28 protein-coding genes are annotated in these 26,114 nt (G+C 63.2%); 13 read left to right on the top strand and 15 right to left on the bottom strand.

The window, feature by feature from the left end; genetic code table 11:
- Window positions 1–99: 99 nt before the first annotated feature.
- The 6 genes from ACHMXK_RS07780 to ACHMXK_RS07755 all read left to right on the top strand — a co-directional run bounded on the left by ACHMXK_RS07780 (window position 100) and on the right by ACHMXK_RS07755 (window position 6,521).
- Entirely contained in the window at window positions 100–1,308 is a 1,209-nt protein-coding gene (locus tag ACHMXK_RS07780) for a multidrug effflux MFS transporter (protein WP_397439167.1), read from the top strand.
- Entirely contained in the window at window positions 1,305–2,252 is a 948-nt protein-coding gene (miaA, locus tag ACHMXK_RS07775; protein WP_397439165.1) for a tRNA (adenosine(37)-N6)-dimethylallyltransferase MiaA, read from the top strand. The genes ACHMXK_RS07780 and miaA overlap by 4 nt, the downstream gene beginning before the upstream one ends.
- Window positions 2,249–2,896, top strand: coding sequence for an ABC transporter ATP-binding protein (locus ACHMXK_RS07770; RefSeq protein ID WP_397439163.1), 648 nt, complete (start codon window positions 2,249–2,251; stop codon window positions 2,894–2,896). The genes miaA and ACHMXK_RS07770 overlap by 4 nt, the downstream gene beginning before the upstream one ends.
- Window positions 2,897–2,927: 31 nt before the next feature.
- A complete protein-coding gene (ypfH, locus tag ACHMXK_RS07765) occupies window positions 2,928–3,587 on the top strand; it encodes an esterase (protein ID WP_397439161.1) in 660 nt (219 codons plus the stop codon).
- 19 nt (window positions 3,588–3,606) lie between these two features.
- Complete coding sequence (locus tag ACHMXK_RS07760) at window positions 3,607–6,177, top strand: FtsX-like permease family protein (protein ID WP_397442468.1); 2,571 nt, start codon at window positions 3,607–3,609, stop codon at window positions 6,175–6,177.
- Between the two features lie 137 nt (window positions 6,178–6,314).
- A complete protein-coding gene (locus tag ACHMXK_RS07755; RefSeq protein ID WP_397439159.1) occupies window positions 6,315–6,521 on the top strand; it encodes a hypothetical protein in 207 nt (68 codons plus the stop codon).
- On the opposite strand, the gene ACHMXK_RS07750 is transcribed toward ACHMXK_RS07755, so the two are convergent.
- Window positions 6,522–7,412, bottom strand: coding sequence for a LysR family transcriptional regulator (locus tag ACHMXK_RS07750; protein ID WP_397439157.1), 891 nt, complete (start codon window positions 7,410–7,412; stop codon window positions 6,522–6,524). It lies immediately after the preceding gene.
- Window positions 7,413–7,505: 93 nt separating this feature from the next.
- Between ACHMXK_RS07750 and ACHMXK_RS07745 the strand changes: the two genes are divergently transcribed.
- Complete coding sequence (locus ACHMXK_RS07745) at window positions 7,506–7,745, top strand: DUF1127 domain-containing protein (RefSeq protein WP_397439155.1); 240 nt, start codon at window positions 7,506–7,508, stop codon at window positions 7,743–7,745.
- Between the two features lie 87 nt (window positions 7,746–7,832).
- Window positions 7,833–8,087, top strand: a complete 255-nt coding sequence (locus tag ACHMXK_RS07740; RefSeq protein ID WP_397439153.1) for a hypothetical protein — start codon at window positions 7,833–7,835, stop codon at window positions 8,085–8,087.
- Window positions 8,088–8,109: 22 nt separating this feature from the next.
- Here the strand turns inward: ACHMXK_RS07740 and ACHMXK_RS07735 are convergent, their stop codons facing one another.
- On the bottom strand, window positions 8,110–8,547 hold the full coding sequence (locus ACHMXK_RS07735; RefSeq protein ID WP_397439151.1) for a universal stress protein: 438 nt from the start codon (window positions 8,545–8,547) through the stop codon (window positions 8,110–8,112).
- Between the two features lie 112 nt (window positions 8,548–8,659).
- On the opposite strand from ACHMXK_RS07735, the gene ACHMXK_RS07730 reads away from it, so the two are divergent.
- Window positions 8,660–9,739, top strand: coding sequence for a lipocalin-like domain-containing protein (locus ACHMXK_RS07730; protein WP_397439149.1), 1,080 nt, complete (start codon window positions 8,660–8,662; stop codon window positions 9,737–9,739).
- A gap of 21 nt (window positions 9,740–9,760) precedes the next feature.
- Here ACHMXK_RS07730 and ACHMXK_RS07725 read toward each other — a convergent pair whose 3' ends face one another.
- Window positions 9,761–10,195 (bottom strand): cupin domain-containing protein, encoded by a 435-nt coding sequence (locus ACHMXK_RS07725; RefSeq protein WP_397439147.1) that lies wholly within the window; start codon window positions 10,193–10,195, stop codon window positions 9,761–9,763.
- 190 nt (window positions 10,196–10,385) lie between these two features.
- Window positions 10,386–10,592, bottom strand: a complete 207-nt coding sequence (locus ACHMXK_RS07720) for a dodecin (RefSeq protein ID WP_397439145.1) — start codon at window positions 10,590–10,592, stop codon at window positions 10,386–10,388.
- Between the two features lie 210 nt (window positions 10,593–10,802).
- Between ACHMXK_RS07720 and ACHMXK_RS07715 the strand changes: the two genes are divergently transcribed.
- Window positions 10,803–11,345 (top strand): AAA family ATPase, encoded by a 543-nt coding sequence (locus ACHMXK_RS07715; RefSeq protein WP_397439143.1) that lies wholly within the window; start codon window positions 10,803–10,805, stop codon window positions 11,343–11,345.
- On the opposite strand, the gene ACHMXK_RS07710 is transcribed toward ACHMXK_RS07715, so the two are convergent.
- Window positions 11,342–11,869 (bottom strand): hemerythrin domain-containing protein, encoded by a 528-nt coding sequence (locus ACHMXK_RS07710; RefSeq protein WP_397439141.1) that lies wholly within the window; start codon window positions 11,867–11,869, stop codon window positions 11,342–11,344. The two genes, ACHMXK_RS07715 and ACHMXK_RS07710, sit on opposite strands and share 4 nt — an antisense overlap.
- Before the next feature lie 30 nt (window positions 11,870–11,899).
- Complete coding sequence (locus ACHMXK_RS07705) at window positions 11,900–12,130, bottom strand: hypothetical protein (RefSeq protein ID WP_397439140.1); 231 nt, start codon at window positions 12,128–12,130, stop codon at window positions 11,900–11,902.
- 162 nt (window positions 12,131–12,292) lie between these two features.
- Between ACHMXK_RS07705 and ACHMXK_RS07700 the strand changes: the two genes are divergently transcribed.
- Window positions 12,293–13,186, top strand: coding sequence for a LysR family transcriptional regulator (locus tag ACHMXK_RS07700; RefSeq protein ID WP_397439138.1), 894 nt, complete (start codon window positions 12,293–12,295; stop codon window positions 13,184–13,186).
- Here the strand turns inward: ACHMXK_RS07700 and ACHMXK_RS07695 are convergent.
- The 4 genes from ACHMXK_RS07695 to ACHMXK_RS07680 form a co-directional block, all read right to left on the bottom strand.
- Window positions 13,183–14,745: a DHA2 family efflux MFS transporter permease subunit gene (locus ACHMXK_RS07695; protein WP_397439136.1), complete on the bottom strand. Its 1,563-nt coding sequence runs from the start codon at window positions 14,743–14,745 to the stop codon at window positions 13,183–13,185. The genes ACHMXK_RS07700 and ACHMXK_RS07695 overlap by 4 nt on opposite strands.
- A 2-nt stretch (window positions 14,746–14,747) precedes the next feature.
- The gene (locus tag ACHMXK_RS07690) at window positions 14,748–16,031 is read right to left on the bottom strand and encodes an efflux RND transporter periplasmic adaptor subunit (RefSeq protein ID WP_397439135.1); all 1,284 of its coding nucleotides are present in this window, start codon (window positions 16,029–16,031) and stop codon (window positions 14,748–14,750) included.
- Window positions 16,032–16,085: 54 nt separating this feature from the next.
- Complete coding sequence (locus tag ACHMXK_RS07685; RefSeq protein ID WP_397442467.1) at window positions 16,086–17,606, bottom strand: efflux transporter outer membrane subunit; 1,521 nt, start codon at window positions 17,604–17,606, stop codon at window positions 16,086–16,088.
- A 74-nt stretch (window positions 17,607–17,680) separates the two neighbouring features.
- On the bottom strand, window positions 17,681–18,205 hold the full coding sequence (locus ACHMXK_RS07680; RefSeq protein ID WP_397439133.1) for a MarR family winged helix-turn-helix transcriptional regulator: 525 nt from the start codon (window positions 18,203–18,205) through the stop codon (window positions 17,681–17,683).
- A 76-nt stretch (window positions 18,206–18,281) separates the two neighbouring features.
- Between ACHMXK_RS07680 and ACHMXK_RS07675 the strand changes: the two genes are divergently transcribed.
- Window positions 18,282–20,078, top strand: coding sequence for an ABC transporter transmembrane domain-containing protein (locus tag ACHMXK_RS07675; protein WP_397439131.1), 1,797 nt, complete (start codon window positions 18,282–18,284; stop codon window positions 20,076–20,078).
- A 153-nt stretch (window positions 20,079–20,231) separates the two neighbouring features.
- A complete protein-coding gene (locus tag ACHMXK_RS07670) occupies window positions 20,232–21,542 on the top strand; it encodes a Glu/Leu/Phe/Val dehydrogenase (protein ID WP_397439129.1) in 1,311 nt (436 codons plus the stop codon).
- A 126-nt stretch (window positions 21,543–21,668) separates the two neighbouring features.
- Here ACHMXK_RS07670 and ACHMXK_RS07665 read toward each other — a convergent pair whose 3' ends face one another.
- Genes ACHMXK_RS07665 through ACHMXK_RS07645 form a run of 5 tightly spaced genes read right to left on the bottom strand, consistent with a single transcriptional unit; the run spans window position 21,669 to window position 26,113 of the window.
- Window positions 21,669–22,163 carry a DUF1178 family protein gene (locus ACHMXK_RS07665; protein WP_397439127.1) on the bottom strand — a complete coding sequence of 165 codons (495 nt, stop codon included), beginning with the start codon at window positions 22,161–22,163 and terminating at the stop codon, window positions 21,669–21,671.
- 22 nt (window positions 22,164–22,185) lie between these two features.
- The gene (locus tag ACHMXK_RS07660) at window positions 22,186–22,803 is read right to left on the bottom strand and encodes an NUDIX domain-containing protein (protein WP_397439125.1); all 618 of its coding nucleotides are present in this window, start codon (window positions 22,801–22,803) and stop codon (window positions 22,186–22,188) included.
- Window positions 22,804–22,805: 2 nt separating this feature from the next.
- Entirely contained in the window at window positions 22,806–23,105 is a 300-nt protein-coding gene (locus ACHMXK_RS07655) for a DUF2818 family protein (protein WP_397439123.1), read from the bottom strand.
- A gap of 7 nt (window positions 23,106–23,112) precedes the next feature.
- On the bottom strand, window positions 23,113–24,615 hold the full coding sequence (nuoN, locus tag ACHMXK_RS07650) for an NADH-quinone oxidoreductase subunit NuoN (protein WP_397439121.1): 1,503 nt from the start codon (window positions 24,613–24,615) through the stop codon (window positions 23,113–23,115).
- Between the two features lie 22 nt (window positions 24,616–24,637).
- A complete protein-coding gene (locus tag ACHMXK_RS07645; RefSeq protein ID WP_397439119.1) occupies window positions 24,638–26,113 on the bottom strand; it encodes an NADH-quinone oxidoreductase subunit M in 1,476 nt (491 codons plus the stop codon).
- Window position 26,114: the final 1 nt, after the last annotated feature.

Genomic DNA, 26,114 nt, shown 5'->3' with positions numbered 1-26,114 from the left:
CCTTCCCGGAAGTGCTATTTGTGCAGGCGATCTGATACCCTCAGATGAATGTCTTCCACACCTCCTGCTTCCCTGTCCCTGGCTGCCACGCCCTCCGCCATGTCCCCCGCCCTGGTGGTGCTGGTGTTGTCCTTGTTGCTGGGCATCCAGCCCGTCACCACCGACCTCTACCTGCCGGCCCTGCCCGCGCTGACCGAGGGTTTTGGCGCCCCGGTGGCGCAAGCCCAACTCACCCTCAGCGCACTGCTGCTGGCCTTCGGCATCTCGCAACTGTTCTGGGGCCCGCTGTCCGACCGTTTCGGGCGCCGGCCGATTTTGCTGCTGGGTCTGGCCGCTTATGTGGTGGCGGCCATCGGCAGCGCGCTGGCGCCCTCGATGGCGCTGCTGGTGATCTGGCGCACCCTACAAGGCGCGGCCATGGGTGCGGCCGTGATGTGCGCACGTGCCATCGTGCGTGACCTCTACAGCCCCGTGGCCGGCGCCCGCGCCATGTCGCGCGGCCTGAGTGGCCTGGGTGTGATCGCCTGCCTCAGCGCACCGCTGGGCGGCCTGATCTCCGACGTTTTCAACTGGCGCGTGGCACTGCTGGCGCTGGCCGTGTTTGGCGCGACCTCGCTGGCCGTGATTGTGCTGCGTTTTGAGGAAACCCTCACGCATAAAAATCCCCGCGCGCTGGAGCCGCGCATGCTGGCGCGCACCTGGTGGGCGATTGTCCGCAACCCCACCTTTGTCGCGTATTCGGCCCTGTCCACCGCGTCTTATGGCGGCCTGTTTACTTTTCTGGCGTCCTCGTCCTTTGTGTTCATCAAGGTCCTGGGCCTGGGCAAAACGCAATACGGCTTGCTGATGTTTTCCATGTCCTTCGTCTACTTGTTAGGCACTTTTTTGTGCCGGCGCATGTTGCCGCGTTTTGGCGTGCGGCGTTCGGTGGCCATGGCCGCCGTCCTGACCCTGAGCGGCGGCGTGAGCATGGCCGCGCTGGCCTGGGCCGGGGTGGTGTCGGTCTGGGCTTTGCTGCTGCCTTTTTACCTCTTCATCCTGGCCCACGGCGTGCACCAGCCCTGCAGCCAAAGCGGCGCAGTCGGACCCTTTCCGGGCGCTGCCGGCGCAGCATCGGCGCTCAGCGGTTGCCTGACCATGCTGGCCGCTTTTGCCATGGGCGGCTGGCTGGGCGCACACATGGACGGCACGGTGTTTCCGCTGGCCAACGGCGTGTTGTTCTGGAGTATCTGCATCGCCGCCACCGCCTGGATCCTGGTGCAGAAATATGGCGAACCGGTCGTGATCGCGCCGCCCGCCCAGCCATGAGCACAGCGCGCTGGATAGGCCTGGCCGGCCCCACAGCCTCGGGCAAAACCGCCGCTGCCTTAAGCCTTGCGGAACACCACCCGATCGAAATCATCAGCGTCGATTCGGCCCTGGTCTACCGCGGCATGGACATAGGCACGGCCAAACCCAGCCGCGCCGAACTGGCCGCCGTGCCGCACCACCTGATCGATATCCGCGACCCGCTGCAGGCCTATAGCGCGGCGGAGTTTGTGGCCGATGCCGGGCGGCTGATCGCCGAGATCAATGCACGCGGCAAGCTGCCCTTGCTGGTCGGCGGCACCATGCTTTATTTCAAGGCCTTGCGCGACGGCTTGGACGACATGCCCAAGGCCGACCCGGCCTTGCGTGCTGTACTGGAGGCCGAAGCCGCCGACAAAGGCTGGCCGGCCCTGCATGCCGAGTTGGCCCTGGTGGATCCCGTCACGGCGGCGCGGCTGGCGCCCAACGACTCGCAGCGCATTTCGCGCGCGCTCGAAGTGTTCCGGGCCTCGGGTCAACCGTTATCGTTTTTCCAGAAGAAAAACGCTATCGAAAAGGGAGCTGCTGGCGCCCAAGCCATGGGGGCTGCAACCCTTATTTCTCTTGAGCCACAGGACAGGGCCTGGCTGCACGCACGTATCGCCCTGCGTTTTGACAGCATGCTGGCCGCGGGTTTTCTCGACGAAGTTCGCGCCCTGCGTGCACGTGGCGACCTGCACACCGACTTGCCGTCCATGCGTTGCGTCGGTTACCGCCAGGCCTGGGAAGCCATGGATGGCGGCTGGCCCATGGCCGAACTGCGCGACAAGGGCATTGCCGCCACACGCCAGCTCGCCAAGCGGCAAATCACTTGGCTGCGCTCCATGCCCGAGCGCCAGGTCGTGGCCTGCGATGGGCCGGCGGTGCTGCAACAGGTGCTGGCGCTGGTGCGTCAAGCCTTATGAGCGTACTGGTTCGCGGCTTGAGCAAACATTACGGCGAGGTCGCGGTGTTTCGCGATGTGTCGTTGCAAGTGGCGCGCGGCGAATTTGTCGCCATCGTCGGCGAGTCCGGCGTCGGCAAATCCAGCTTGCTCAATTGCCTGGCCGGTCTGGACAACTGGGACGCGGGCTCGGTGCTGCTGGAAGGCCAGGACCTGGGCGCCATGAACAACGACCAACGCGCGCTGCTGCGTCGCGAAAAAGTCGGCTTTGTGTTCCAGGCCTTTCACGTCTTGCCGCATCTGGACGTGGCGCAAAACGTGGCGCTGCCTTTGCTGCTGCTGGGCCAGCACGACGACCAGCGTGTGGAGGCCATGCTGGAGGCCGTAGGCCTGGGGGGTCTGGGTAGCCGTCTGCCGCAACAACTTTCGGGCGGTCAACTGCAGCGTGTGGCCATCGCCCGCGCCCTGGTGCACCGCCCCAGCTTGCTGCTGGCCGACGAACCGACAGGCAACCTGGACCCGGCCACCGCCACCAAGGTCATGGACGCCCTGGCCGGCCAGGCGCGCGAACACGGCGCCGCACTGGTGCTGGTCACCCATTCGGAAGCGGCCGCGGCCCGGGCCGACCGCGTGTTGCACCTGCGCAGCGAAGGCATCAGCGGCTGACAAAAACGCAGCACCGCGTAAAAATACCGGTATGACCCACAACATCGCTTCCATCGACCTGCTGCCTGTCGGCACGCCTCGGCAATTGTTTGTGCTGCTCCATGGCGGCGGCGGTGCGGCGGTCGACATGCTGGACCTGGCTTCGGTGCTGGGCGAAGCGTTTGCGGAAGCAGCCATCGTGATTCCCGAAGGTTTTGAATCCATCCACCTCGGCAAGACCGAGCGGCAGTGGTTTCCCGTCCTGGGGCTGAACGACGAGAACCGGCCCCAGCATGTGGCCGCCGCCGTGCCTGCGCTGGCTGCTTTTATTCGCGAGCAGCAGGAGCGTTTTGGCATCCTGCAGTCCGATACCGCGCTGGCCGGTTTTGCCGAAGGCGCGACCCTGGCGCTGGCGCTCAGCAACCTGCATGACGGCCTGGTCGGCCGGGTGCTGGCTTTCTGCGGCCGCTTCGCCGCCCTGCCCGACAAGGTGCCGACCCTGACCACCTTGCACCTGTTACATGGCCGGACCGATGCCGTGGTGCCCGTGCAAGAAGTGCAACAGGACTATGCGCACCTGATGGCCCTGAAGGCCGACGCCACCTGCGACATCGCCTCCAGCATCGGCCACGAGTTACACCCGGCGCTGATGGACCAGGCCGTGAAACGCCTGCAGACCTGCGTGCCGCTGCGCTTCTGGCGCGCGCTCTGAGGCCACGCGCATGCTGCTCATGCTGCGCCTGCTGAGCACGTTTTCCTGGCAGGAACTGAAGCATCACCGCTGGCGCAACGCCGCCGCCGTGCTGGCCGTGATGCTGGGCGTCGCGCTGGCGTTTTCGGTGCAACTGATCAATGCCTCGGCCCTCAGCGAATTTTCCCAGGCGGTACGTTCCGTCAACGGCCAGCCCGACCTGGAGTTGCGCGCCGTGCGTGGCGGTTTTGACGAAGCGCTGTACGCACGTGTGGCCAACGACCCGCAGGTGGCCGCCGCCAGCCCGGTGCTGGAGCTGGCCACCTATGCCCTCACCGCCGGCGGCCAACGTATCGCGCTGCGTGTGGTGGGTGTGGATGCGCTGGTGGTGGCCGCGCTGGCGCCGGCCCTGATGCCTATGCCGGCGCCCGATGCCGACCGGCTGTCGCTGTTCGCGCCCGGCAAAGTCTTTTTGAACCCCGCTGCGCGGCAAGCCCTGCCTGGCCCAGGCCTGCGGCTGCAAAGCGGCCTGCAGTTGCTGGACGTGCAAGTGGCCGGCAGCGTGGCCGCCGGTGGCGCCCCGCTGGCGGTGATGGACATTGGTGCGGCGCAGGATCTGTTTGGCCGCATCGGCCAGCTCTCGCGCATTGATGTGCGTTTGCGCGGCGGCGCCGACCGCGTAGCTTTTATCGCCGCGCTGCAGTCACCAGATATCACCGCCACCGAGCCCGGTGATGCGGCCCAACGTATCAGCAATTTGTCGCGTGCCTACCGCGTCAACCTCACGGTGCTGGCGCTGGTAGCGCTGTTCACCGGCGCCTTTCTGGTGTTTTCGGTGTTGTCGCTCAGCGTGGCCAAACGTGCGCAGCAGTTTGCCCTGTTAGGCGTGTTGGGCCTGACCGGCCGCGAACGCCTGCGCCTGGTGCTTTGGGAGTCGGCCTTGCTGGGTGCGGTCGGCAGTATCGCCGGCATCGCCCTGGGCACGGCGCTGGCCGCGCTGGCGCTGCGCCTGCTGGGCGGCGACCTGGGGGGTGGGTATTTTTCCGGTGTGGCGCCGGCCCTGCAATGGAACACCGGCGCCGCCGTGGTCTACGCCCTGCTGGGTGTCGCCGCGGCGCTGGTGGGTGGCTGGTGGCCGGCGCGTGAGGCGCAAAAACTGCCGCCTGCGCAAACCCTCAAAGGCCTGGGCCTGGCGCCCAACAGCGGCCAGTCGCAAGCTGTGGGGCTGACGCTGATGGCGGCCGGGGTGATGCTGGCCCTGCTGCCGCCGGTCTTTGGCATTCCTTTAGGCGCCTACCTCTCGGTCGGCTTGCTGCTGGTGGGCGGCATCAGTGCTTTGCCGGGGCTGATCGCCCTGCTTTACAACCACCTCAGCCCACGCGTGGCGCGTCGCCTGCTGCCGCTGCTGGCGGTGGAACGCGCGCGCCGCGTGCGTGGCAGCGCGGCGGTGGCGGTCAGCGGCGTGGTGGCTTCGCTCAGTCTGGCGGTGGCGCTGACGGTGATGGTGGCGAGTTTTCGCGACTCGGTCACGCACTGGCTGGACGTGGTGCTGCCGGCCGATTTGTACGTGCGTACCGGCCTGGCCAGCGCAGCCAGCGACACCGTGTATTTCACGCCAACCCTGGTGCAGGCGGTGGCGCAGTTGCCGGGCGTGACCCGTGTCAGCACCCTGCGACTCACCCCATTGTTGCTGGACCCCGGCCAGCCCACGGTGGCGCTGATCGCGCGTGAGCTGCAGGACCCGGCGCGCAACCTGCCTTTGGTCGGCAGCCCGCTGCCGGTGCCTGCGGGCCAGGTAGGCATTTACGTCAGCGAACCCATGGTGGATTTGTACGGCGCCCGTCCCGGCACGGTGTTTACGCCTTTATCAGCATCTTTTAAGGCTCTAGCCCTTGAAGGACGGGCGCAAGTAGCTATTGATTCAGGAGCAGATCAAGCGCCCCCGAAGTTTTACGTGGCCGGTGTCTGGCGCGACTACGCGCGCCAGTTCGGCGCCATCGCCATGGACCAGCACGACTTTGAACACCTGACCGGCGACCGGCGCATCAACGACCTGGCGCTGTGGCTGGCGCCAGGCACCGACACGGCGCAACTGCAACAGGCCGTGCGCGAATTGGCGCAGGAACAGTCCGGCGCCGGTGCGCTGATCGAGTTTGCCTCCAGCAGCCAGATCCGCGCCAGCTCGCTGAAAATTTTTGACCGCAGTTTTGCGGTGACCTATTGGCTGCAGGCGGTGGCGATTGCGATCGGCCTGTTCGGTGTGGCGGCGAGTTTCAGCGCGCAGGTGCTGGCGCGACGCAAGGAGTTTGGCCTGCTGGCCCACCTGGGCCTGACGCGGCGGCAAATCCTGGCCCTGGTGGCCGGTGAAGGTGCGGCCTGGACGCTGGCCGGCGCCATCGCCGGCCTGGGCCTGGGCCTGGCGGTGTCGCTGGTGCTGGTGCATGTGGTGAATCCGCAAAGTTTTCACTGGACCATGGACCTGGCCCTGCCCTGGACCCGGCTGCTGCTCTTGTGTGCGGCGGTGGTGCTGGCCGGCACCTTCACCGCCTGGCTGGCCGGGCGCGCGGCAGCCGGCAAGGACGCGGTGCTGGCGGTCAAGGAAGACTGGTAAGTCTGCTGCTTGTCACTCGCTATGCACCTACACATCGCCATTGACTCTTTCGTTTGCTTACCTTCGTCGTCGAATTGTCATCACCGCGCCTCACGGCCCCCCCTACGATGGAGGCCTCACTTCAAGGGGGCATTCACATGGCGTCCGCTCAATACCGCATTGAAAGCAGGAACCCGCTGCAGGGCAGCCTGCTACCGCCCGCCACCTTCCAGGAGTTTTACGCGGATCGTTCACTGGCCGTCGCCGTGGCGGTCAAAAGCCTGGCCGACCCGACGTGCCAGGAAATTCGCGTGGTGCATATCCCCAGCGGTGAAGTTGTTTTCCAGACCTCCGCCGGCCACTGACTAGGCCTGGCGAAATTGCGTCAAAGTCTGCAGCAGCTTGCGTGTGGCGCCGTCCACAGACGCTGCGGGTTTATGCACCACCGCGGTGTGGCGTGTCAGCGCCGGCCTCAGGGGAATCACCTGCACACCCTGCGGAATCAGCGGTTTGCCGGTTTGCTCCAGCGGCAACAAGGCCGCGCCATAACCGGCGGCCACCAGGCTTTTCATGGCCTCGGTGAAATTGAGTTCGATGCGGGCGCGCGGCGTCAACCCCGCCTCGGCAAACCATTGCATGGTGAGGCGGTGCATGTGGGTGGTCGCGTCGTTAAAAATCAGCGGCCGGCTGGCCAGCCATTGCGGCGTGATGCGTTTGGGTGCGGGCCAGCTCTGCGGCACAAAGGCCATCATCGGGTCGCTGCGCCAGTGCGTCATGACCAGCCCGCGCTGCGGGGGGCGCGGCGTGGCGACCAGCCCCACGTCCAGCCTGCCCTGGGCCAGACGCTCCACGGTGTCGGCTGAGCCGAGAATGTTGACCTCGACATCAATGCCAGGATGTGCGCGCTCCATGGCCTTGAGCACCTGGGGCAAGAGGTAGACCAGCACGCCGGTGGAGGTGCCCAGGCGCACCCGGCCGGTCCGGCCTTCGACGTGGCGTTGCACCGCATCCACCGCATCGTCGGCCGCCCGCAGTAGTTGCCTGGCGCGCTCCACCAGCACCGCCCCCGCGGGCGTCGGCTGCACGTTCCTGCCGCCGCGCACCACCAGCGGCGTGCCCAGGCGGCTCTCCAGTTCGCTGACATGCAGGCTCACCGTGGGCTGGGCCAGGTGCAACGCCCGCGCCGCCGCTGAAAAAGTACCCAGATCCGTGATGGCGACCAGGGTTCTCAGTTGATCCAGATTGAGTTCACGCATCAGTGTTCCTGATAGACAGCATCAGTAAATTCAACTTCCACAATACCATGATCCATCGCACCATCGGAGTCTTCCCGTTTCAGGAGTCTTGTGATGTTGCTCAAAGCAAGGGGCGTTTTTTTCGGCGTGCTGCCGAATGTGTTGGCCAGGCGGCTGGGCTTGTCCTGGCTTGCGCGCCTGCACCAACGGGCCCGGCAACACCGGCAGCGCAGGCAGGATCTGGCCGCACTTGGGCAAATGAACGAGCGCGAACTCAAGGATCTGGGCCTGGGCCGCAGCGACATCCCCGCGCTGCTGGAAACACCCACCTTATGGCGCGAGGACAGGCGCTGAAACAGATCAAAAAACCATGCACAACGCGCTCAACAGGCGTAGCATGGTGGGAGTCGGTCCGGGGAGCCATCTTTTAGGAGGTACGCGATGAACATCCTGTTTGCCGCCATTGTTCTGGCACTGGTTTGCCTGCTGATCATCTGGCTGCTGCCAAGCTGGGGCGCGCTGAGCGCGCAACTGGGTTCTTATTTCTCAAAAACACCCGCGGTAGAAACCGACCCGCCGCCTGGCCAGACCGCCACACCGCGGCGTAGCCACAAACAGCCGCACGCCAATGCGCCGGCGCACAAACAAACCGGCAAACGCCACACCGTGGTACCGCACCAGGCGCGGGGACGTTAAGACGCCCCGGTCTTTCGCCGGCTCAGTGCGTGATGACCACCAGCACGCTGCAGGGTGCATTTTCAATCAGCGACTTGGACACCGATCCGCGCCACCAGCGCGCAGCCCAGCCATCCAGGTGTTTGTGCCCGACAACGATCAAGTCAGCCTCTATCTTGCTCGCGTATTTGCTGATTTCGTCGACGGTTTCGCCCACCAGCACTTCACCACGCGCCTGATGGCCTGAAGCAGCCAACTGGCGCAGACCTTCGTCAAGAATGCCTTTGTATTTTTCTTTCTCGCTGTCGGCCAGGCTGCGGTCGTAGACGCCACCCTCCACGCCGATCAGGTCCATATACAGCGGCGTCACGGCGATCAGGTTCAAGGTGGCGTTGCTCCACTGCGCGATATCCTGGCAGTCCAGCAAAGCCTTTTGCCCGGATTTGGAACCGTCATAAGCCAACAAAATTCGTTTGTACATGATGAACCTCCTGTATAGACCTGAAGTCCATGGTGCCCATGAACAGTTTCGAGCATAGACCTTCCCTTGGCGCGCTGCAAGGCAGGTCATCCCTTGCTGCGAGAATCAAACAATGAGCCCATCCTTGATGCCCGGCCTGCACAGGCGCCACTTTTTGCTGGCCGCTGGCTTGGCGGGCATGGTCGGCAGTGACCCCGTGCTGGCCTTGCCGGCCAGGACCTTGCAGTTTCCGCGCGACCTGGGCGCACATCCCGACTTTCGCACCGAGTGGTGGTACATCACCGGATACCTGACGTCGGGTGCGCGGGAGTTTGGTTTTCAGCTGACGTTTTTTCGCTCGCGGGTGGATGCCACACAAGGCATGCGCTCCCGCTTCGCCGCCAAACAACTGATCTTCGCGCATGCCGCCGTCACCGACGTACAAGGCAAAAAGCTCTGGCACGACCAGCGCATAGCGCGTGAAGGATTCGAGCTGGCCAGCGCCAGCGAACAAAACACCCATATTCGCTTGCGTGACTGGTCCCTGGAACACCAACAGGACCGATACCTCGCCACCCTGCCGGTGGCGGACTTCACACTCGATCTGCAATTGGCCGAAACACAGGCGATCTTGCTGCAGGGCAACAAAGGGCTGTCGCGCAAAGGCCCGGATCCCCAGCAGGCGAGTTATTACTACAGCCAGCCGCAATTGGCCACCCGTGGCCGCCTGCGCATCAAGGATCAGACCTTCGAGGTCAGCGGCAAAGCCTGGCTGGACCACGAGTGGAGCCAAGCCTTGATGCACCCCGACGCCGTGGGCTGGGACTGGATAGGCATGAACCTGGACGACGGCAGCGCCCTCACCGCTTTTCGCCTGCGCGACAAACAAGGCAACACCTTGTGGGACGGTGGCTCCTTCCGTTCGGCCCCGGGCCAGCTTTACACCTTCAGCCGCGGCGAGGTGGTTTTCAAACCGATACGGCACTGGAAAAGTCCGCTCAGCCAGGCCAGCTACCCGGTCGAATGGATGGTGCGCACGCCGGCCGATTTTTACACCGTGCGCGCCATCATCGACAACCAGGAACTTGACAGCCGCCAGTCCACAGGCGCGATTTATTGGGAAGGCCTGAGTGAATTAATCGACAGCAATGGCCAACGCGTCGGGCGCGGTTACCTGGAGATGACGGGGTATGCGGCGGTGTTGAGGTTGTGATGTCGCCCCCGTAGCGAAATATCAGGTGCCCGCAGGTGCACAGGGAACCAGGCCATAACGCGTCATGACGGCGACCAGCGCGGCCTTGTCGGGTGGCATCCCCTTGCGCATCACTTCGCTGACATCCACAAAGTACTGCGCGCCAATATCCGGAGACAACACAATCAAGGCACGAGCGACTTCGGTGAATGGATTGGAGAATTCGTGGCCTATGCCCTTGGGGGTGTGCATCACCTCGCCTGCCTGAAGGTCGCGTTTGTCAGCCCCCACGGCGTAGCGCAACTTGCCCTCAAGGACATAGACGATTTCTTCGTTGTGGGAATGGCTGTGCGGGGGCGGAACGTTGGCACCGGGCAAAACCGTTAACTCAAACATCCCCATCGTTCCTGTGTGCGACCCGTCTATCAGATAGCGGATCTCCATTTTTCCCAAACCAATGGTCTTTGCTTCCTGCATTGAAACTCTCCTCTAGTTGGCTCAACGAAACCCAGGGTGCACAAGGCGATTTAGCGCGCAAACATACTTCCCGCCAAAAGCCGTGCGCTGGTATCGCCCAAGGCGGAGGAAGCGCACAACCTCACCGTCTGACTCCGCAAATATTGCCCGCTGACAGCCTCCCGACAAGTGGGAAGCATGACCCTGGCGGCTATTCCAGCGTAAATCCAATCTTCAGGGAAACCTGCCAGTGCGCCACCTTGCCATCGACCACATGGCCCCGGGTTTCGGTGATGCTGAACCACTGGATGCTGCGTACCGTCTCATGCGCCTTGGCGATGGCGGAACTCACAGCCTCTTCAATACTGACACTGGAGGAACCGGTCAGTTCAAGCAGCTTATAGACATGATTGCTCATCGCATTGCTCCAAAGAGTTGATCCGCCTGTCCGGCAAAAGCTTACGCGCTTTGTATGGGTAAGACAAACCCCATGCCGCGGGAAAGATTCGCCCGGCTTTGCAGACATGGGACGTTGCGCAGAATACGGCTCCGGCAGAATACGGTCAACTGCGGACATTCAAACCCGCGGCGATTCGTCAACCCGCCATCCCAACTTTTCCTGCAGGCCATGTATATCCTGATCACGGGCGCCGCCGGCTCCGGCACCTCGACCTTGGCCGCAGCATTTTCTGAGGCGGCCCCCTCGCGACACCTTGAAACGGACGACTACTTCTGGCGTCCCAGTGATCCGCCTTACCGGGACAAGTACGATGAAGAAGAGCGCTGCTTGGCTTTGCTGCAGGATTTGCGCAGCAGCCCGAGTTCTGTCGTCGCGGGCTCCTTGATCGGGTGGGGCGACGACCTCGAAGATGCTTTCGATCTGGTGGTTTTTCTCTATCTTCCGACCGCCATCCGCATGGCACGCCTCCAGCTGCGGGAAGAACGTCGATTCGGCAAGGCGGATCTGGCCTTCCTGACGTGGGCGGCGCAGTACGACGCGGGCACCGCCGAAGGCCGCAGCCTGGAGCGGCATAGGCACTGGCTGAAACAGCGCAAGTGCCCGGTGCTTTACCTGGAGGGTGAGCTCTCGACGGAAGAGCAGTTACAGAGGATTCTTGCCGCGCGACTGTCCTTGACCCCAGCGAATCGCCTCGGTCCGACTTCGCTTTAAAACATGGCCGGCTGGCGATGCCCGTCCAGGGCGTGACGCAGGTAGGCCAGCTCGTTGTCGGTGAACAGGCGGCCTGCCATCGGCAACATTTCCGAGGCTTCGCGCTCAATGTGTTGCTGGTTCGCTTCGATAAATGCCTCAACGGCGCTGGCATCCAGAGCGGCCGATTGGGCGCCTGCAATGGCGCTCACCTGCGTGCGCAAAGCTGCCCACATGTGCTCCAGCACACGATGTTGCTGGGTCAGGCCCGAGGTCATGTCGCGCAGGCAGACGGCGTCCGATCCGGCCATGGACTCCAGCAAGGTCGGAAACAGGAATTCCTCTTCTTCGGCATGGTTCTGAAACGCCGCCGCATCGAAGTGTTGCAGGATGTGCAGGCTGAGTTGCTGCGCCTGGACATCGCAGCCGTGTTCACAGAGAACAAGCAGCAGGCGCCGCAAAGCGGTGCACTGGTGCAAGGTCTGTGCATGGCACTCGGAAATGATGGCCAGCGGGCCGTTGGACACGGAAGAAACGCGGTCCATGGCGATTGGGCGGCGACTCGGCGCCTGGCCTCAATAATCCGAACGCATCAAACGCTGGGCGCGCGGGCTCATGTTGCTGCGTATATGCGCCGGCAACCAGGCATAAGGCTGTTCCGCCTTGACCAGCGCGCGGGGCGAGGCGCCAAACATCAGGAAATACACGGCGTCCAGCGTCTTGCGGACCGGGGAGGCCGCCGGCGCTGTGCGCTTGCCACTCGCGGTGCTTGGGGCTTGGTCGGCAAAAAGTACGGTGCGTGTCATGGAGTTTCCTTTCAAACGGACGTAAACGGCAGAAGAAGACTGCCGAAACAGGGGTCACGTCAAAATTATAGGGTTTACGCCGATATCAACAAAACGACTTATATTTGATTTAAATGCAATTAAATTGCTTTAAAAACCAGCCTTGATGAACTGGAGTCGGCCATGGACATCACCCTCGCCCGTACCTTTCTGGAAATCGTGTCCAGCCACAGTTTTGCCCAGGCCGCGGAGCGCCTGCATGTCACCCAGACCGCGATCAGCGCACGTGTGAAGACGCTGGAGGACTTGCTGGGCCGGCAACTTTTTGTGCGGAACAAGGCCGGCGCATCCTTGACGGCGGCCGGCGAGCAGTTTGTGCGCCATGCGCAGGCTTTGGTGCAGGTCTGGGAGCGCGCCCGCCACCAGGTGGCGGTGCCACCCGGGCGCCGGGCGGTGGTCACCGTGGCTTGTGAAACCAGCCTCTGGGACCCCTTGATGCTGGACTGGTTGCTCTGGATGCGACCCAACGCACCTGACTTGGCATTACGCACCGAAGTCGGCGTGGCGGAAGACCTGCTGGAACGCGTGGCCAATGGCACGCTGGACATTGTGATTGCTTATGCGCCGCGTCACCGCACTGGCCTGCGCATCGAGTTGCTGATCGAGGAAAAACTGGTGATGGTCACCACCGCGGCCGGCCTGGAGAAACCGCAGGCGGCCGACTATGTGTATGTGGACTGGGGCCGCGAGTTCGCGGCCCAACACAGCCTGGCGTTTCCCGAGCTGTCCAGTGTGGGGGTGTCCTCCAGCCTCGGCCCGCTGGGACTGGCTTACCTGCTGGCCGTGGGCGGCGCTGGTTACTTCCGGCAAAACGTCGTGCGCGACCTGCTGGCGGAAGGACGCCTGCACCGGGTGCCGGGTGCGCCTGAATTTATGTACCCGGCTTACGCCGTGTATGCCGGCAACGCCGACATGACGGTGCTGGCGCCCGCCCTGGCCGGCTTGCGGCAAGTGGTGGGCGGCACCCCGCATCGCCGGCCCCGCAAGGCCGGCAATGCGGGAGTGTCTTCGCCTTAGTGTGCCCCGGCGGCGGCGTCCAGCCCGTCGGCCGTGATTTTTTGCGGACGGGTCAGCCACACCAGCGGAATCAAGGCCAGAAACATCAAGGCCGAGATGTAGAAGATGTCGTTGGCCGCCAGCATGAAGGCCTGCTGGTCCACCAGCCGGTTAATTTGCGACAAGGCCTGCTCGGGGCTCAAGCCGGAGGCGGTCAGGCCCGACAGGGCGGCCTGCGCCGCCGGGTTGCCGACATTGACGGCCTCGGCCAGATGGGCGTGGTGCAAGGCGGCGCGGCTTTCCCACACCGTGGTCGAGATGGAGGTTCCCATGGCACCGGCCGTGATACGCACAAAGTTGGTCAGGCCCGAGGCGGCCGGCATGCGGTCCGGCGTGAGACCAGACATCGTGATGGTCATCAGCGGGATGAAGAAAAACGCCATGGCCACCCCCTGGATCACGGTGGGAATCAGGATGGTGTTGAAGTCGGCCTGGGTGTTGAACTGCGAACGCATCCAGAGCACCAGCCCGAACACCAGGAACGCAAAGGTGGCGTAACGGCGCGGATCCACCTTGCCGACGGTTTTGCCGACCAGCGGCGACAACATCAGCGCCATCAAGCCCACAGGCGCCATGACCATGCCGGCACTGGTGGCGGTGTAACCCATGAACTGCTGCAGCCACAACGGCAGCAAGACCACGTTGCCGAAAAACAAACCATAAGCCACCGAGGTGGTGATAGTGCCGGCCCAGAAGTTGCGGCGTGCAAACAGGCGCAGCTCCACCACCGGGTGTTCATCCGTGAGCTCCCAGATCAGGAAGAAGGCAAAACCCACCACCGCCGTGACGGCCAGGCCGATGATCATGGGCGAGTGGAACCAGTCGTGTTCCTTGCCCAGGTCCAGCATCATCTGCAAGGCGCCGATCCAGATCACCAGCAGTGACAGCCCCACGGTATCAATAGGCAGTTTCTTCGTGACACTTTCGCGCTTGTGATAAATGCCCCAGGCCGCCAGCGCGGCCACAATGCCCACAGGAATGTTGATGTAAAAAATCCAGGGCCAGGCGATGTTGTCGGTGATCCAGCCGCCCAGCAGCGGCCCCATCACCGGCGCGACCAGCGTGGTCATGGCCCACATCGCCATGGCCAGTCCCGCCAGCGCGCGCGGATAACTGGCCAGCAGCAAGGACTGCGACAGCGGGATCATGGGCCCGGCGACAAAACCCTGCAGTGCGCGAAACGCGATCAAGGTGGTCATGTTGGGCGCGAGGCCACACAACCACGAGGCAATGACAAACAGGATGACGCTGCCGACAAACAGACGGACCTGGCCGAAACGTTGCGACAGCCAGCCGGTGAGCGGCACGGCAATCGCGTTGGCCACGGCAAAACTGGTGATGACCCAGGTGCCCTGGTTCGGGCTGACGCCCAGGTCGCCGGCGATGGCCGGCAAGGAGACGTTGGCGATGGAGGTGTCCAGCACGTTCATGAACGTGGCGGCGGACAAGGCAATCGTGCCCCAGGTGCGCGCCGATCCTTCGAGCGGCGGGTGCGCAACAGGCATGGCGGCGCTGGCCATGTTCAGTTCACGCTGGCAGTGACGGCGGGTGCCACGGTGGGCGCAGCGGCAGCTTCAGTCCTGCCGCTGGCGACCCGGCCGCGGCCGAGGTTGGCGGCGATCACACGACGGACCTGGGCCTCGGCCCCGCTGTCCGGCAGCGGCAAAGCCGGGCTTTGCGCCGTGGCGGCCGTGCCTGGGGCGTCAGCCAGCGTCTTGCCGTCGCGGTTACGGATGTCCACTTCGACGTCCATCGACAGGCCCACACGTAGCGGATTTTTCGCGATCTGCTCCGCATCCAGCGCCACACGCACCGGCACACGTTGCACCACCTTGATCCAGTTGCCGGTGGCGTTTTGCGCCGGCAGCAAGGCAAAGGCGGCACCTGTGCCCACGCCCAGGCCGGCGACCGTGCCTTTGTATTCGATCTTGTTGCCGTACAAATCCGCCGTCAGTTTGACGGGCTGGCCGATGCGGATGTTGCGCAACTGCACTTCCTTGAAATTGGCATCGACCCAGACCTGCTTGAGCGGAATGATGGACATCATGGGTGTGCCTGCCGCCACGCGCTGGCCCAGTTGCACCGTGCGTTTGGCGACGTAGCCATCCACCGGCGCCGGCATGGCGACACGTTGGGTGGCCAGATAAGCCTCGCGCATCTTGGCCGCCGCGACCTGCACGCTGGGGTGCTGCTCGACACTGGTGCCTTCGGTCAGCGCCTGGTTGCTGGCGAGTTGTTCACGCGCCGCAGCCACGCCGGCCTGCGCCGCCGCCAGGCTGCTCTTGGCATTGGCCAGCTGTGTCTGGGCGTGGCCGAGTTCTTCGCGCGACACCGCGCCATTGCCGGTCAGGGCCTGGCGCCGGTTCAAGTCTTCATTGGCGCGGGCGATCTCGCTTTGGGCGCGCACCACGTCCGACTCACGCAACGTGATCTGGGCGGTGAGCGAACCGTTGTTGGCGTACAGCGTGCGCACCTGGCGCACGGCCTGGGCCAGCCCGGCCTCGGCCTGGTCCAGCGCGACCTTGGCATCGGCCGGGTCCAGTTGCACCAGCGGCTGGCCGGCCTTCACGAAGTCGGTGTCATCGGCCAGCACGGCCGTGACGGTGCCGCCGATTTGCGGCGTGATCTGGATCACATTGCCCTGCACATAGGCGTTGTCGGTGGTTTCGTAATGGCTGGAAACCAGGTAGTTGTAAGCGGCCCAGCCCAGGCCGCCGACCACCACCACGCTGGCCAGCGCGGTCAGCGCCTTTTTGCGTTTGGGGTTGCCAGCGGGTTTGTTGTCAGGGGTTTGAGGAGTATTCATGATGACTGTTATGTGTTTGTTGTGGCCGGTATTGAATTCAGGGGTGGGCGCGGTTTATTGGCTCGCCATGCCAGAATTTAAGGAAAAAAGGCTTGTTGCCCTTGCTGTACCTGCGCTGCCAGCTACTTTTTCAGGAGCATCCTGGCGCGCCGTGGTGGCCTCCGGCGTATAACCGCCGCCCAGGGCACGCATCAGTGCCACCTGCGTGTCGAGCGCGCGGGCCGCCAGGTCCACGGCCAGCCGGCGCTGGTTCAGCACGCTGGTTTCGGCGGTCAACACATTCAGGTAATTACCCAGGCCCGCCCGGTAACGCTGCACCGCAATGTCATACGCCCCTTCGGCCGAGGTTTGCGCGGCGCGCTGCTCGGTCTGCTGGCGCGTGATGGCCTGGCTGGACGCGACCTGGTCGGCCACGTCGCGGACCGCGTCAAGCACGGCGGCGTTGTAACTCTCCACCGCGCCATCGAGGTCGGCCGTCTTGCCGCGCAGGTTGGCGCGCAGGCGGCCTGCGTCAAAAATCGGCAGGCGCAGCGCCGGGCCCACGCCCCACTGCTGGCTGCCGGCGTCGAGCAGGCGACTCAGGCCAATGCTGGAAAAGCCGGCGAAGGCCACCAGGTTGATGTTGGGATAAAACTGCGTCTTGGCATTCACCACGTCCTTGGACGCGGCCTCCACCCGCCAGCGGGCGGCGGCAATGTCGGCGCGCCGGCCCAGCAGGTCGGCCGGAATGTTCTCCGAACGCGCTACCGTTTTCATAGCTGACAGTGCAGGTGGCGTCAGGGCCAAGGCCACATTGGGCTGCCCCACCAGGGCGCCCATGGCATTTCGCGCCAGGGTCAGTTGTTCTTGCAGGGTTTCGATCTGCAGGCGGGCTTCCGGCAGGCCGCCTTCGCTTTGGCGCAATTCCAGCTGGGTGTCCAGCCCGGCATTGACGCGGTCCTTCACCAGACCCAAGGTTTCCTGGCGTTGCGCCAGCGTGCGACGCGCCACGCCCAACTGATCGTTCAGCCGGGCGATCTGGAAATAACTGCGCGCCACGTTGCTGGCCAGCAGCACACGCGCGGCCTCGGTGTCGGCCTGCGCGGCGCGCACGCTGCCCAGGGCGGACTCCAGCGCAGCGCTGTATTTGCCGAAGAAGTCGAGCTCCCAGCTGCCGCTGAGCTGGACCGTGCCGCTTTCGCGGATGGAACCGGCCAGCGGCGCGGGCACGGCGCCATTGGCCGTGTATTTCTGGCGCGTCAGGTCGATGCCGCCACTGAGTTGCGGCATCTTGGCGGCATCGGCCACCTCGGTCACCGCCTGCGCACGCGCCAGCCGGGTCTGCGCCAGCTTGAGGCTGGGGCTGTTTTGCAAGGCCTGGGTCACCAGGCCATTGAGTTGTTCGTCGCCGAAATCGCGCCACCAGTCGGCGGCAACAGGCTGGGCCGTGGGTGTGGCGGAAGCCGTGGGCAGGCCCAGCGACGAGGCCTCGCGCAGGCTGGACTGCGACTGGATGCCGGACATGTCGGCGCAACCGACCAGGCCGCCGGCGATCAGGCCCGCAGCCACCACGCTGGCCGAGGCCACTGCGGCCATGCGAAAAGAGGCCTGCCACACCGGCAGTGGGCGCGGTGTGGGCGCGGCGACGGGAAAGGTGTTTGTTGTGTTTTTCATTTTTTTTCAGCCGAGGCTTGCAGGGTTTGTGCCGTCTCTAAAATGCGGCGCAAATAACTCTTGAGGGTTTGCCATTCTTCGATAGTGAAACCGGCCAGGTGCGCGTTCTGGACCCGGCAGAGAATGGCCGGGATATCTTTGGCCGCCGCGCGCCCGGCCTCCGTCAGCTCGAGGTTGACCACACGCCTGTCTTCCGACGAACGGATGCGGCGGCACAAGCCCTTGGCCTCCAGCCGGTCCAGCAAACGGGTCATGGAGCCGGCATCCAGCTCACACTCACGCGCCAGTTCGGCCGCCGTGGAGGCGCTGCCCATGTACAGCTTGAGCAAGGGCACCCACTGGGCATTGGTCAGGCCTCGGGGTTCGAGCTCGCGCTCCACCTCATTGGCGATCAGGACCAGGATGCGACGCATCAGGTAACCAATGCTTTCCTTCGGCGCATAACCTTCGGCACGGTAAAAATCGACCAGCGAACAGGACATCGCGTCGATGAACGGGTTGGATTTACTAGTTGAAGACATGCCCGAATAATACTTGCTTAGGCAACCATTGTCAAGGCTATGTTTGTAATAGCAACTTTGTCGCTAAACTTGCCAGATGGCCACATCCTCCTCCCTGTCCGCCTCCCGCGCCGCAAGCAAGGGCTCTCCCCGCTCACTGTCCGGCCTGTTGCCGTTTTTGCGACCTTACCGCGGCCGGATCGGCCTCGCGATCCTTTTTCTGGTGATGGCCGCTGTGGCCACGCTCGTGTTTCCGCTGGCCTTGCGCAGCCTGATCGACGGCGGCCTGACGGCGTCGGACAAAGGGGCGCAACTGATGGGGCTGCGCACCCACTTTTTCGAACTATTTGCCGTGGCCGCGGCGCTGGGGCTTTTTTCGGCCGGGCGTTTTTACATGGTCAGCTGGCTGGGTGAACGCGTGACGGCCGACCTGCGCAACGCGGTCTATTCCCACGTGCTTCGGCAAAGCCCGGAGTTTTTTGAAACCACACAAACCGGTGAGGTGTTGAGCCGCCTGACCGGCGACACCACGCTGGTGCAGACCGTGGTGGGTTCGTCGCTGAGCATGGGCCTGCGCAACGCCGTGATGGGAGTGGGCGCGCTGGCCATGCTGGTCTACACCAACCCCTATTTGATGGTGCAGGTGCTGGGCGGGCTGGTGCTGATCGTGGCGCCTTCGGTCTGGTTCGGCCGGCGTGTGCGCAAACTCTCGCGCGCCAGCCAGGACCGCGTCGCCGACTCCAGCGCCATCGCCGCCGAGGTGCTCAATGCGATTCCCGTGGTGCAAAGTTATACCGCCGAGGGCCGCGAAGCCACCCGCTTCAATGTCTCGACGACCAACGCCTTCAACGTGGCTGTGCGCCGCACCCGGGCACGTTCGGTGCTGGTGGCTTTTATCATCATCGCCACTTCGGCCGCGCTGCTGTGGGGCCTGTACCAGGGCACACAAGCCGTCATGCGCGGCGACATCACGGCCGGCCACCTGGGCCAGACCGTGGTTTATGTGATCATTTTGGCCAGTGCGGCCGCGGTGCTGGGCGAGGTCTACGGCGACCTGTTACGCGCCGCCGGCGCCACCGAACGCCTGATGGAATTGCTGGCCAGCCGCTCGCCTGTACTTTCACCATCAAATCCGGCTCCAGCCCCCGAAGTACGGACGGGAAGCGCTATCAAATTCGAAGCGGTGACGTTTCACTACCCGTCACGCCCGGCGCAGGCGGCCTTGAGCAATTTCAGCATGAGTGTGGCACCGGGAGAAACCGTGGCGTTGGTCGGGCCCAGCGGCGCCGGCAAAAGCACGGTGTTCCAGTTGCTGCTGCGTTTTTACGACCCGGTCGCTGGCCGCATCGAACTCGACGGCGTGGCCACGCGCGACATGGCCCTGGAAGACTTGCGCCACCGCGTCGGCATCGTGCCGCAAGACGCGGTGATTTTCTCCACCAGTGCGCTGGAAAACATCCGTTACGGCAAGCCAGGCGCCAGCGACGAGGAAACCAAGGCGGCAGCCCAGGCAGCCTTTGCGCATGAGTTCATCAGCGCCCTGCCCGAAGGTTATGACACCTTTCTGGGCGAGCGCGGCGTGCGCCTGTCGGGCGGCCAGCGCCAGCGCATTGCAATTGCCCGCGCCATGCTGAAAAATTCACCGCTGCTGCTGCTCGACGAAGCCACCAGCGCGCTGGATGCCGAAAGCGAACGCATGGTGCAGGCGGCACTGGAGTCGGCCATGAAGGGCCGTACCACGCTGGTGATTGCGCACCGCCTGGCGACGGTGCAGAAAGCCGACCGCATCATCGTGCTCGACCATGGCAAGCTGGTCGAGCAAGGCACCCATGACTCGCTGGTCGCAGCCAACGGCGTCTATGCACGTCTGGCGGCGCTGCAGTTCATGGACTGAGCACGCCACCACCGCCGGGTCGCGACAGTCGCTCGCTGAATCGCCAAAACCCTGGTTATGCATTATTCACATAACCCAACATAAACGCGGCCTTGGACAGCTGAGCGCGGCAGGCCTAAGCTGTGCCCATTGATTGTTCACAAGGAGCTTTTTATGTCGCATGCTTCCGGCCCCGTCGCCACCTCCGGCAACCATCGCCTGCCCTCTTACCTGCAAGCCGACCAGCTCGGCCCCTGGGGCAATTACCTGCAGCAGGTCGACCGTGTCATCCCGCACCTGGGCAGCCTGGCGCGCTGGGCCGAAACCCTCAAACGTCCCAAACGCATCCTGATTGTGGATGTGCCCATCCACATGGACGACGGCACGGTGGCGCACTTCGAGGGTTACCGCGTGCAGCACAACGTCTCGCGCGGTCCCGGCAAAGGCGGCGTGCGTTTTCACCAGGACGTGACCCTGTCCGAAGTCATGGCCTTGTCGGCCTGGATGTCGATCAAGAATGCCGCTGTCAACGTGCCCTACGGCGGCGCCAAGGGCGGCATACGCGTTGATCCGAAAACCTTGTCACGCGGTGAACTGGAACGTATGACACGCCGCTACACCAGCGAGATCGGCATCATCATCGGCCCGAACAAGGACATCCCCGCGCCCGACGTGAACACCAATGAGCAAATCATGGCGTGGATGATGGACACCTACTCCATGAACACCGGCTCGACCTCCACGGGTGTGGTCACCGGCAAGCCGGTCGATCTGGGCGGCTCGCTGGGACGGCGCGAAGCCACCGGCCGCGGCGTGTTCACCGTCGGCGTTGAAGCGGCCAAACACATCAGCATGGACATCAGCACGGCGCGCGTCGCGGTCCAGGGTTTTGGCAATGTGGGCGGCGTGGCCGGCAAGCTGTTTGCCGAAGCCGGCGCTCGCGTGGTGGCCGTGCAGGACCATGGCGGCACGATTTACCGCGAAGCCGGGCTGGATGTACCGGCACTGCTCAGGCATGTGGCCACGACCGGCAGCGTGGCCGGCTTTGAGCACGCGGAAGTGATTGCCAATGACAAGTTCTGGGACGTGGATTGTGACATCCTGATTCCCGCCGCGCTGGAGCAACAAATCACCAAGGACAACGCCGGGCGCATCAAGGCGCGCATGATCATCGAAGGCGCCAACGGCCCCACCACACCGGAAGCCGACGACATCCTGCAGGAACGCAATGTGCTGGTGCTGCCCGACGTGATCGCCAACGCCGGCGGCGTGACCGTCAGCTACTTTGAATGGGTGCAGGATTTCTCCAGCTTCTTCTGGGACGAAGCCGAAATCAATGCGCGGCTGGTGCGCATCATGAAAGAAGCTTTTGCCGGCGTCTGGCAAGTCGCGCAGGACCACAAGGTCAGCCTGCGCACGGCGACCTTTATCGTGGCCTGCAAACGCATCTTGCACACGCGCGAGTTGCGCGGTTTGTACCCCTGATCAGCGGACCACGGCTCCCCGGCTCCACGTCAAGCCGGGGACGCGGGACTGGTTCTGCCGGCCCGCAGGCGCAGCGGCCCCCTCTGGGGGCAGGGAGCTACACGCTAGTAGAGCGTACCGTGGGGGTCATTGCAGTGTTTCCTTGACCGCTGCCGGCAAGGGCAAAGCCATCACATCAATACCTTCCTCGATCAGCTCAATGGCTTCAGACCGGCTGGCCTGGCCGCGAATGTTGCGTTGCTCGGCATCGCCGTAATGCATGGCACGCGCTTCGTCGGCAAAACGTGGGCCCACATCTTCAGTGTTGGCCATGACATGTCGCAACGCTTTTAGAAAAGCCGCCTGCCCGGCCGGGTTAGCGGCCGCCACGACGTCTTGCGCCGGGCTACTGCTTGCTGGGGCGGGCACAGACACTTCACGCGAAGGCTGGGTCTGTGCATCGGCTTGTGCGCTGGCGCCAAAATTGAGCCGGGGCGCACTGGGCATTTTCTGGATCGCGGGATCGGCACACAAAGGGCAACTGATCAGGCCACGCGTGAGCTGGCTTTGAAAATCGTCTTCCGACGCAAACCAGCCTTCAAAGGCATGCTGGTGCGAACACTGGAGGTTGAGAACTTTCATGTGCGAATTATCAGGCCGCGCCTCAAGCCCCGTGTTTTTGCCAGTCCAAAACCCACGCGCCCGACAACACGTTTTGCAACCACAAGGCAGCGGCCAGTGTCTTGCCGTCGGTGACGCTGCCGTCCCGGCACCCTTGCAGCAACTCGGCCGGACTGGCCGTGAACACATCCAGAAACTCGCCCTCGTCGAGTTGCCGTGGCCCCGCGGTCAGGTCTTTGGCAAACCAGATGTCGATGAATTCGGTGGAGTAGGAAATCACCGGATGCAACACACCGGCCTTGGCCCAGTGTCTGGCGGTGTAACCCGTTTCTTCCAGCAGTTCGCGCTGTGCGCAGGCCAGAGAACTTTCGCCCGCATCCAGCTTGCCGGCCGGGAACTCCAGCATCACGGCCTGCACCGGGTAGCGGTATTGCCGCTCCAGCACCAGCCGGCCGTCGTCGAGCTGGGCAATAATCATCACCGCGCCCGGGTGGCGCACATATTCACGCGAAGCTTCACGCCCATCCGGCAAGCGAACGGTGTCGCGAAAGGCGTGCAAAAAATTGCCCTTCAGCAATTCCTGGCTGTCGATTTTTTCTTCGCGCAGATGGCCATCCGCCGCCGGATCAGGAAGATGTGCAGGCGTGCCGGCCAATGCCATGGTCAGCGGTGTTTGAACAGGTAGCGGTACACAAAGCCCGGAAAGGCAAAGGTGATGAACATCGTTGCCGTGATCGCGTAGAACTCCCAGCCCTGCGGCGCGATTTGTCCGACCCGCTGCTCCAGGAACAGTGCGATGGCCCCCACCACAAAATACCAGAACACCAGTTCAGCCACACGCACGGCCAGCATCTTGGGTTTGGCCAGGGGGTAAACCGCAAGCAGGCGGTTGCTGAGGAAAGGCAGGTTGGCGGCCAGAAAGGCGAGCGCCACCACCAGCCATACCGAAGCAGTTTGGCTCATGACTTACTCAAGAACCGAGCGATTTGACAACACTGGCAATGGCTTGCGAACACAAGGTCATCAAGCCGCCGGGCATGATCCCGAGCAACAGGACCAGCGCCCCATTGATCGACAAGACCACGCGGGCATCGGCCGGGGCCTCAATGGTGGTGGGCATGCCGGGGTTGGGCGCATCAAAATACATCACCTTGACAACACGCAGGTAGTAGAAGGCGCCTATCAGCGACATCACCACGGCAAACACGGCCAGCACGATATAAGCGGTCTGCTGCGACGCCAGCAGCGCCTGCAACACCCCCAGCTTGGCATAGAAGCCGACCACGGGCGGCACACCCGCCAGCGAGAACATGCAGATGGCCATGACGCCGGCGAACAGCGGGCTGCGCTGGTTCAGTCCGGCCAGGTCGTTGATTTCCTCCGACTCATGGCCCTCGCGCGCCAGCAGCAAGATGATGCCGAACACCGCCAGCGTCGTCAGCACATAGGTCAGAACGTAGAACATGGCCGAGCCGTAGGCGTATTCGGCATTGAGCTTGTTGCCGTTGACAACACCCGCCAGCAAGGCCAGCAGCAGAAAACCCATTTGGGAAATCGTCGAAAACGCCAGCATGCGCTTGAGGTTGGACTGCGCGATCGCCGCCAGGTTGCCTACCAGCAAGGAGCCTATTGCCAGCAAGGCCAGCATCTGCTGCCAGTCGATGGCCAGCGGCAACATGCCTTGCACCAGCAAACGGATACAGATGGCAAACGCGGCCAGTTGCGGTGCAGCGCCAATCAGCAAGGTGATGGCCGTGGGCGCGCCCTGGTAAACGTCAGGCAGCCACATATGGAAAGGCACGGCGCCCAGCTTGAAAGCCAGGCCTGCGACGATGAAGACCAGGCCGAACACCAGCACCGAATGTTTGACCTGGCGACTGGCGATGGCGTTGTAGACCTCGTTGATGTCGAGCGAACCGGTGGCGCCGTACATCATGGACATGCCGTAGAGCAGGAACCCCGACGCCATCGCGCCCAGCACAAAATACTTCATGGCGGCTTCGGTGGCCGTCCCGTTGTCGCGACGCAGCGCCACCAGGGCGTAGCTGCACAGGGTCATCAGCTCCAGTCCCATGTAGATCACGAGGAAGTTGTTGCCGGAAATCATCACGAAGATACCCAGCAGCACAAACATGGCCAGCGTGAAAAACTCGCCGCCGCGCAACATCTGGCGGTCCGCCGCATAAGGCCGGCCGTAGACCAGCGTGACCATCATGGCCACCGAGGCGAAACACTTGAGCCAGTTGCCCATGGGGTCGCTCACGACCATGTTGCCGAAACCGCGGACCGTGTGGCCGTTGAGGGCATACACAGCCTCCAGCGTCGCCACCACAGCCAGTGTCAGCAGGGTCAGCACATAAGTCAGCGTGCGTTGCGGGCTTTTGACGCCCAGGTCCACCAGCATGACCACACAGGCCATGACCAAAAGGACGATTTCCGGGTAAACCGCGATCCAACTGAGTTTGTCAATCATCTGAATTCTTTGGAAGGGTTGCTTATTGCAGTTTGGAGATCGCGACGTGCTTGAGCAGGCCGGCAACCGAACTGTCCATCACATCGGTGAAAGGCTTGGGATAGATGCCCATGACCATCACGGCAATCGCCAGCAGGGACAACATCAGGAACTCGCGGGCATTGATGTCGCTCAGGCCTTTGACATCGTCATTGACGACAGGACCGAGGTACACACGTTTGTACATCCACAAGGTGTAGGCCGCGCCGAAGATCAGTGCCGTGGCAGCCGCCAGGCCGATCCAGAAATTGAACTTGATCGCGCCCAGGATGACCATCCACTCACCCACAAAACCGGCCGTGGCAGGCAAGCCGCAATTGGCCATCGCGAACAGCAACGCAAAGGCCGCAAACTTGGGCATGGTGTTGACCACCCCGCCGTAACTCGCAATCTCGCGCGAATGCACCCGGTCGTACAACACGCCTATGCACAGGAACATCGCGCCGGACACAAAACCGTGGGCAATCATCTGCACAAGACCGCCGGACACACCGATGTCATTGAAGATAAAGAAACCCAGGGTCACAAAACCCATGTGCGCCACGGACGAATAGGCCACCAGCTTTTTCATGTCCTGCTGGACCATGGCCACCAGGCCCACGTAGATCACGGCGATCAGCGACAGTGCAATCATCAGCCACGCCCATTCACGCGCGGCATCGGGGGCAATTGGCATCGAAAAGCGCAGAAAACCGTAAGCCCCCAGCTTGAGCATGATGGCCGCCAGCACCGCAGAACCACCGGTCGGCGCTTCAACGTGCACGTCGGGCAGCCAGGTATGGACCGGCCACATCGGCACTTTCACGGAGAAAGCCGCAAAGAAGGCGAAGAAAAGCAGCGTTTGTGCCGTACCGCTCAAAGGCAGTTGGTGCCAGGTGGCGATATCAAAGCTGCCGTTCGACTTGACGTACAGAAAGATCAGCGCGATCAGCAACAACAAGGAGCCGAGCAGCGTGTAAAGGAAAAACTTGAACGCCGCGTAAATCTTGTTCGGGCCGCCCCAAATACCGATGATCAGGTACATCGGTATCAGCGTCGCCTCGAAAAATACATAAAACAACATGCCGTCCAGCGCCGAGAACACGCCGATCATCAATCCGCTGAGTATCAGGAAGGACGCCATGTACTGGTTGACACGGGTCGTGATGGACTCCCAGCTGGCGATGATGACCACCACGTTGATAAACGCCGTCAACAACACAAACCACAGCGAAATGCCGTCCACACCAAGGTGGTAATTGACATCAAAACGCTCGATCCAGACAGCTTTTTCGACAAACTGCATCGCCGGCGTGCCCAGCTCAAACCCGCCATACAGCGGAAGGGTCACCAGAAAACTGACAAGGGCACCAATCAGTGCGATCCAGCGCACGCTGCGCGCCTGGTCGTCACGTCCGAGTGCCAGCAAGACGACGCCAAAAACAATCGGCGTCCAGATGGCAAGGCTCAACAATCCCATT

Source organism: Polaromonas sp. UC242_47 (genome assembly GCF_044452385.1).
GTDB lineage: Bacteria > Pseudomonadota > Gammaproteobacteria > Burkholderiales > Burkholderiaceae_C > Polaromonas.
This window is presented reverse-complemented; position numbering and strand designations above follow the sequence as displayed.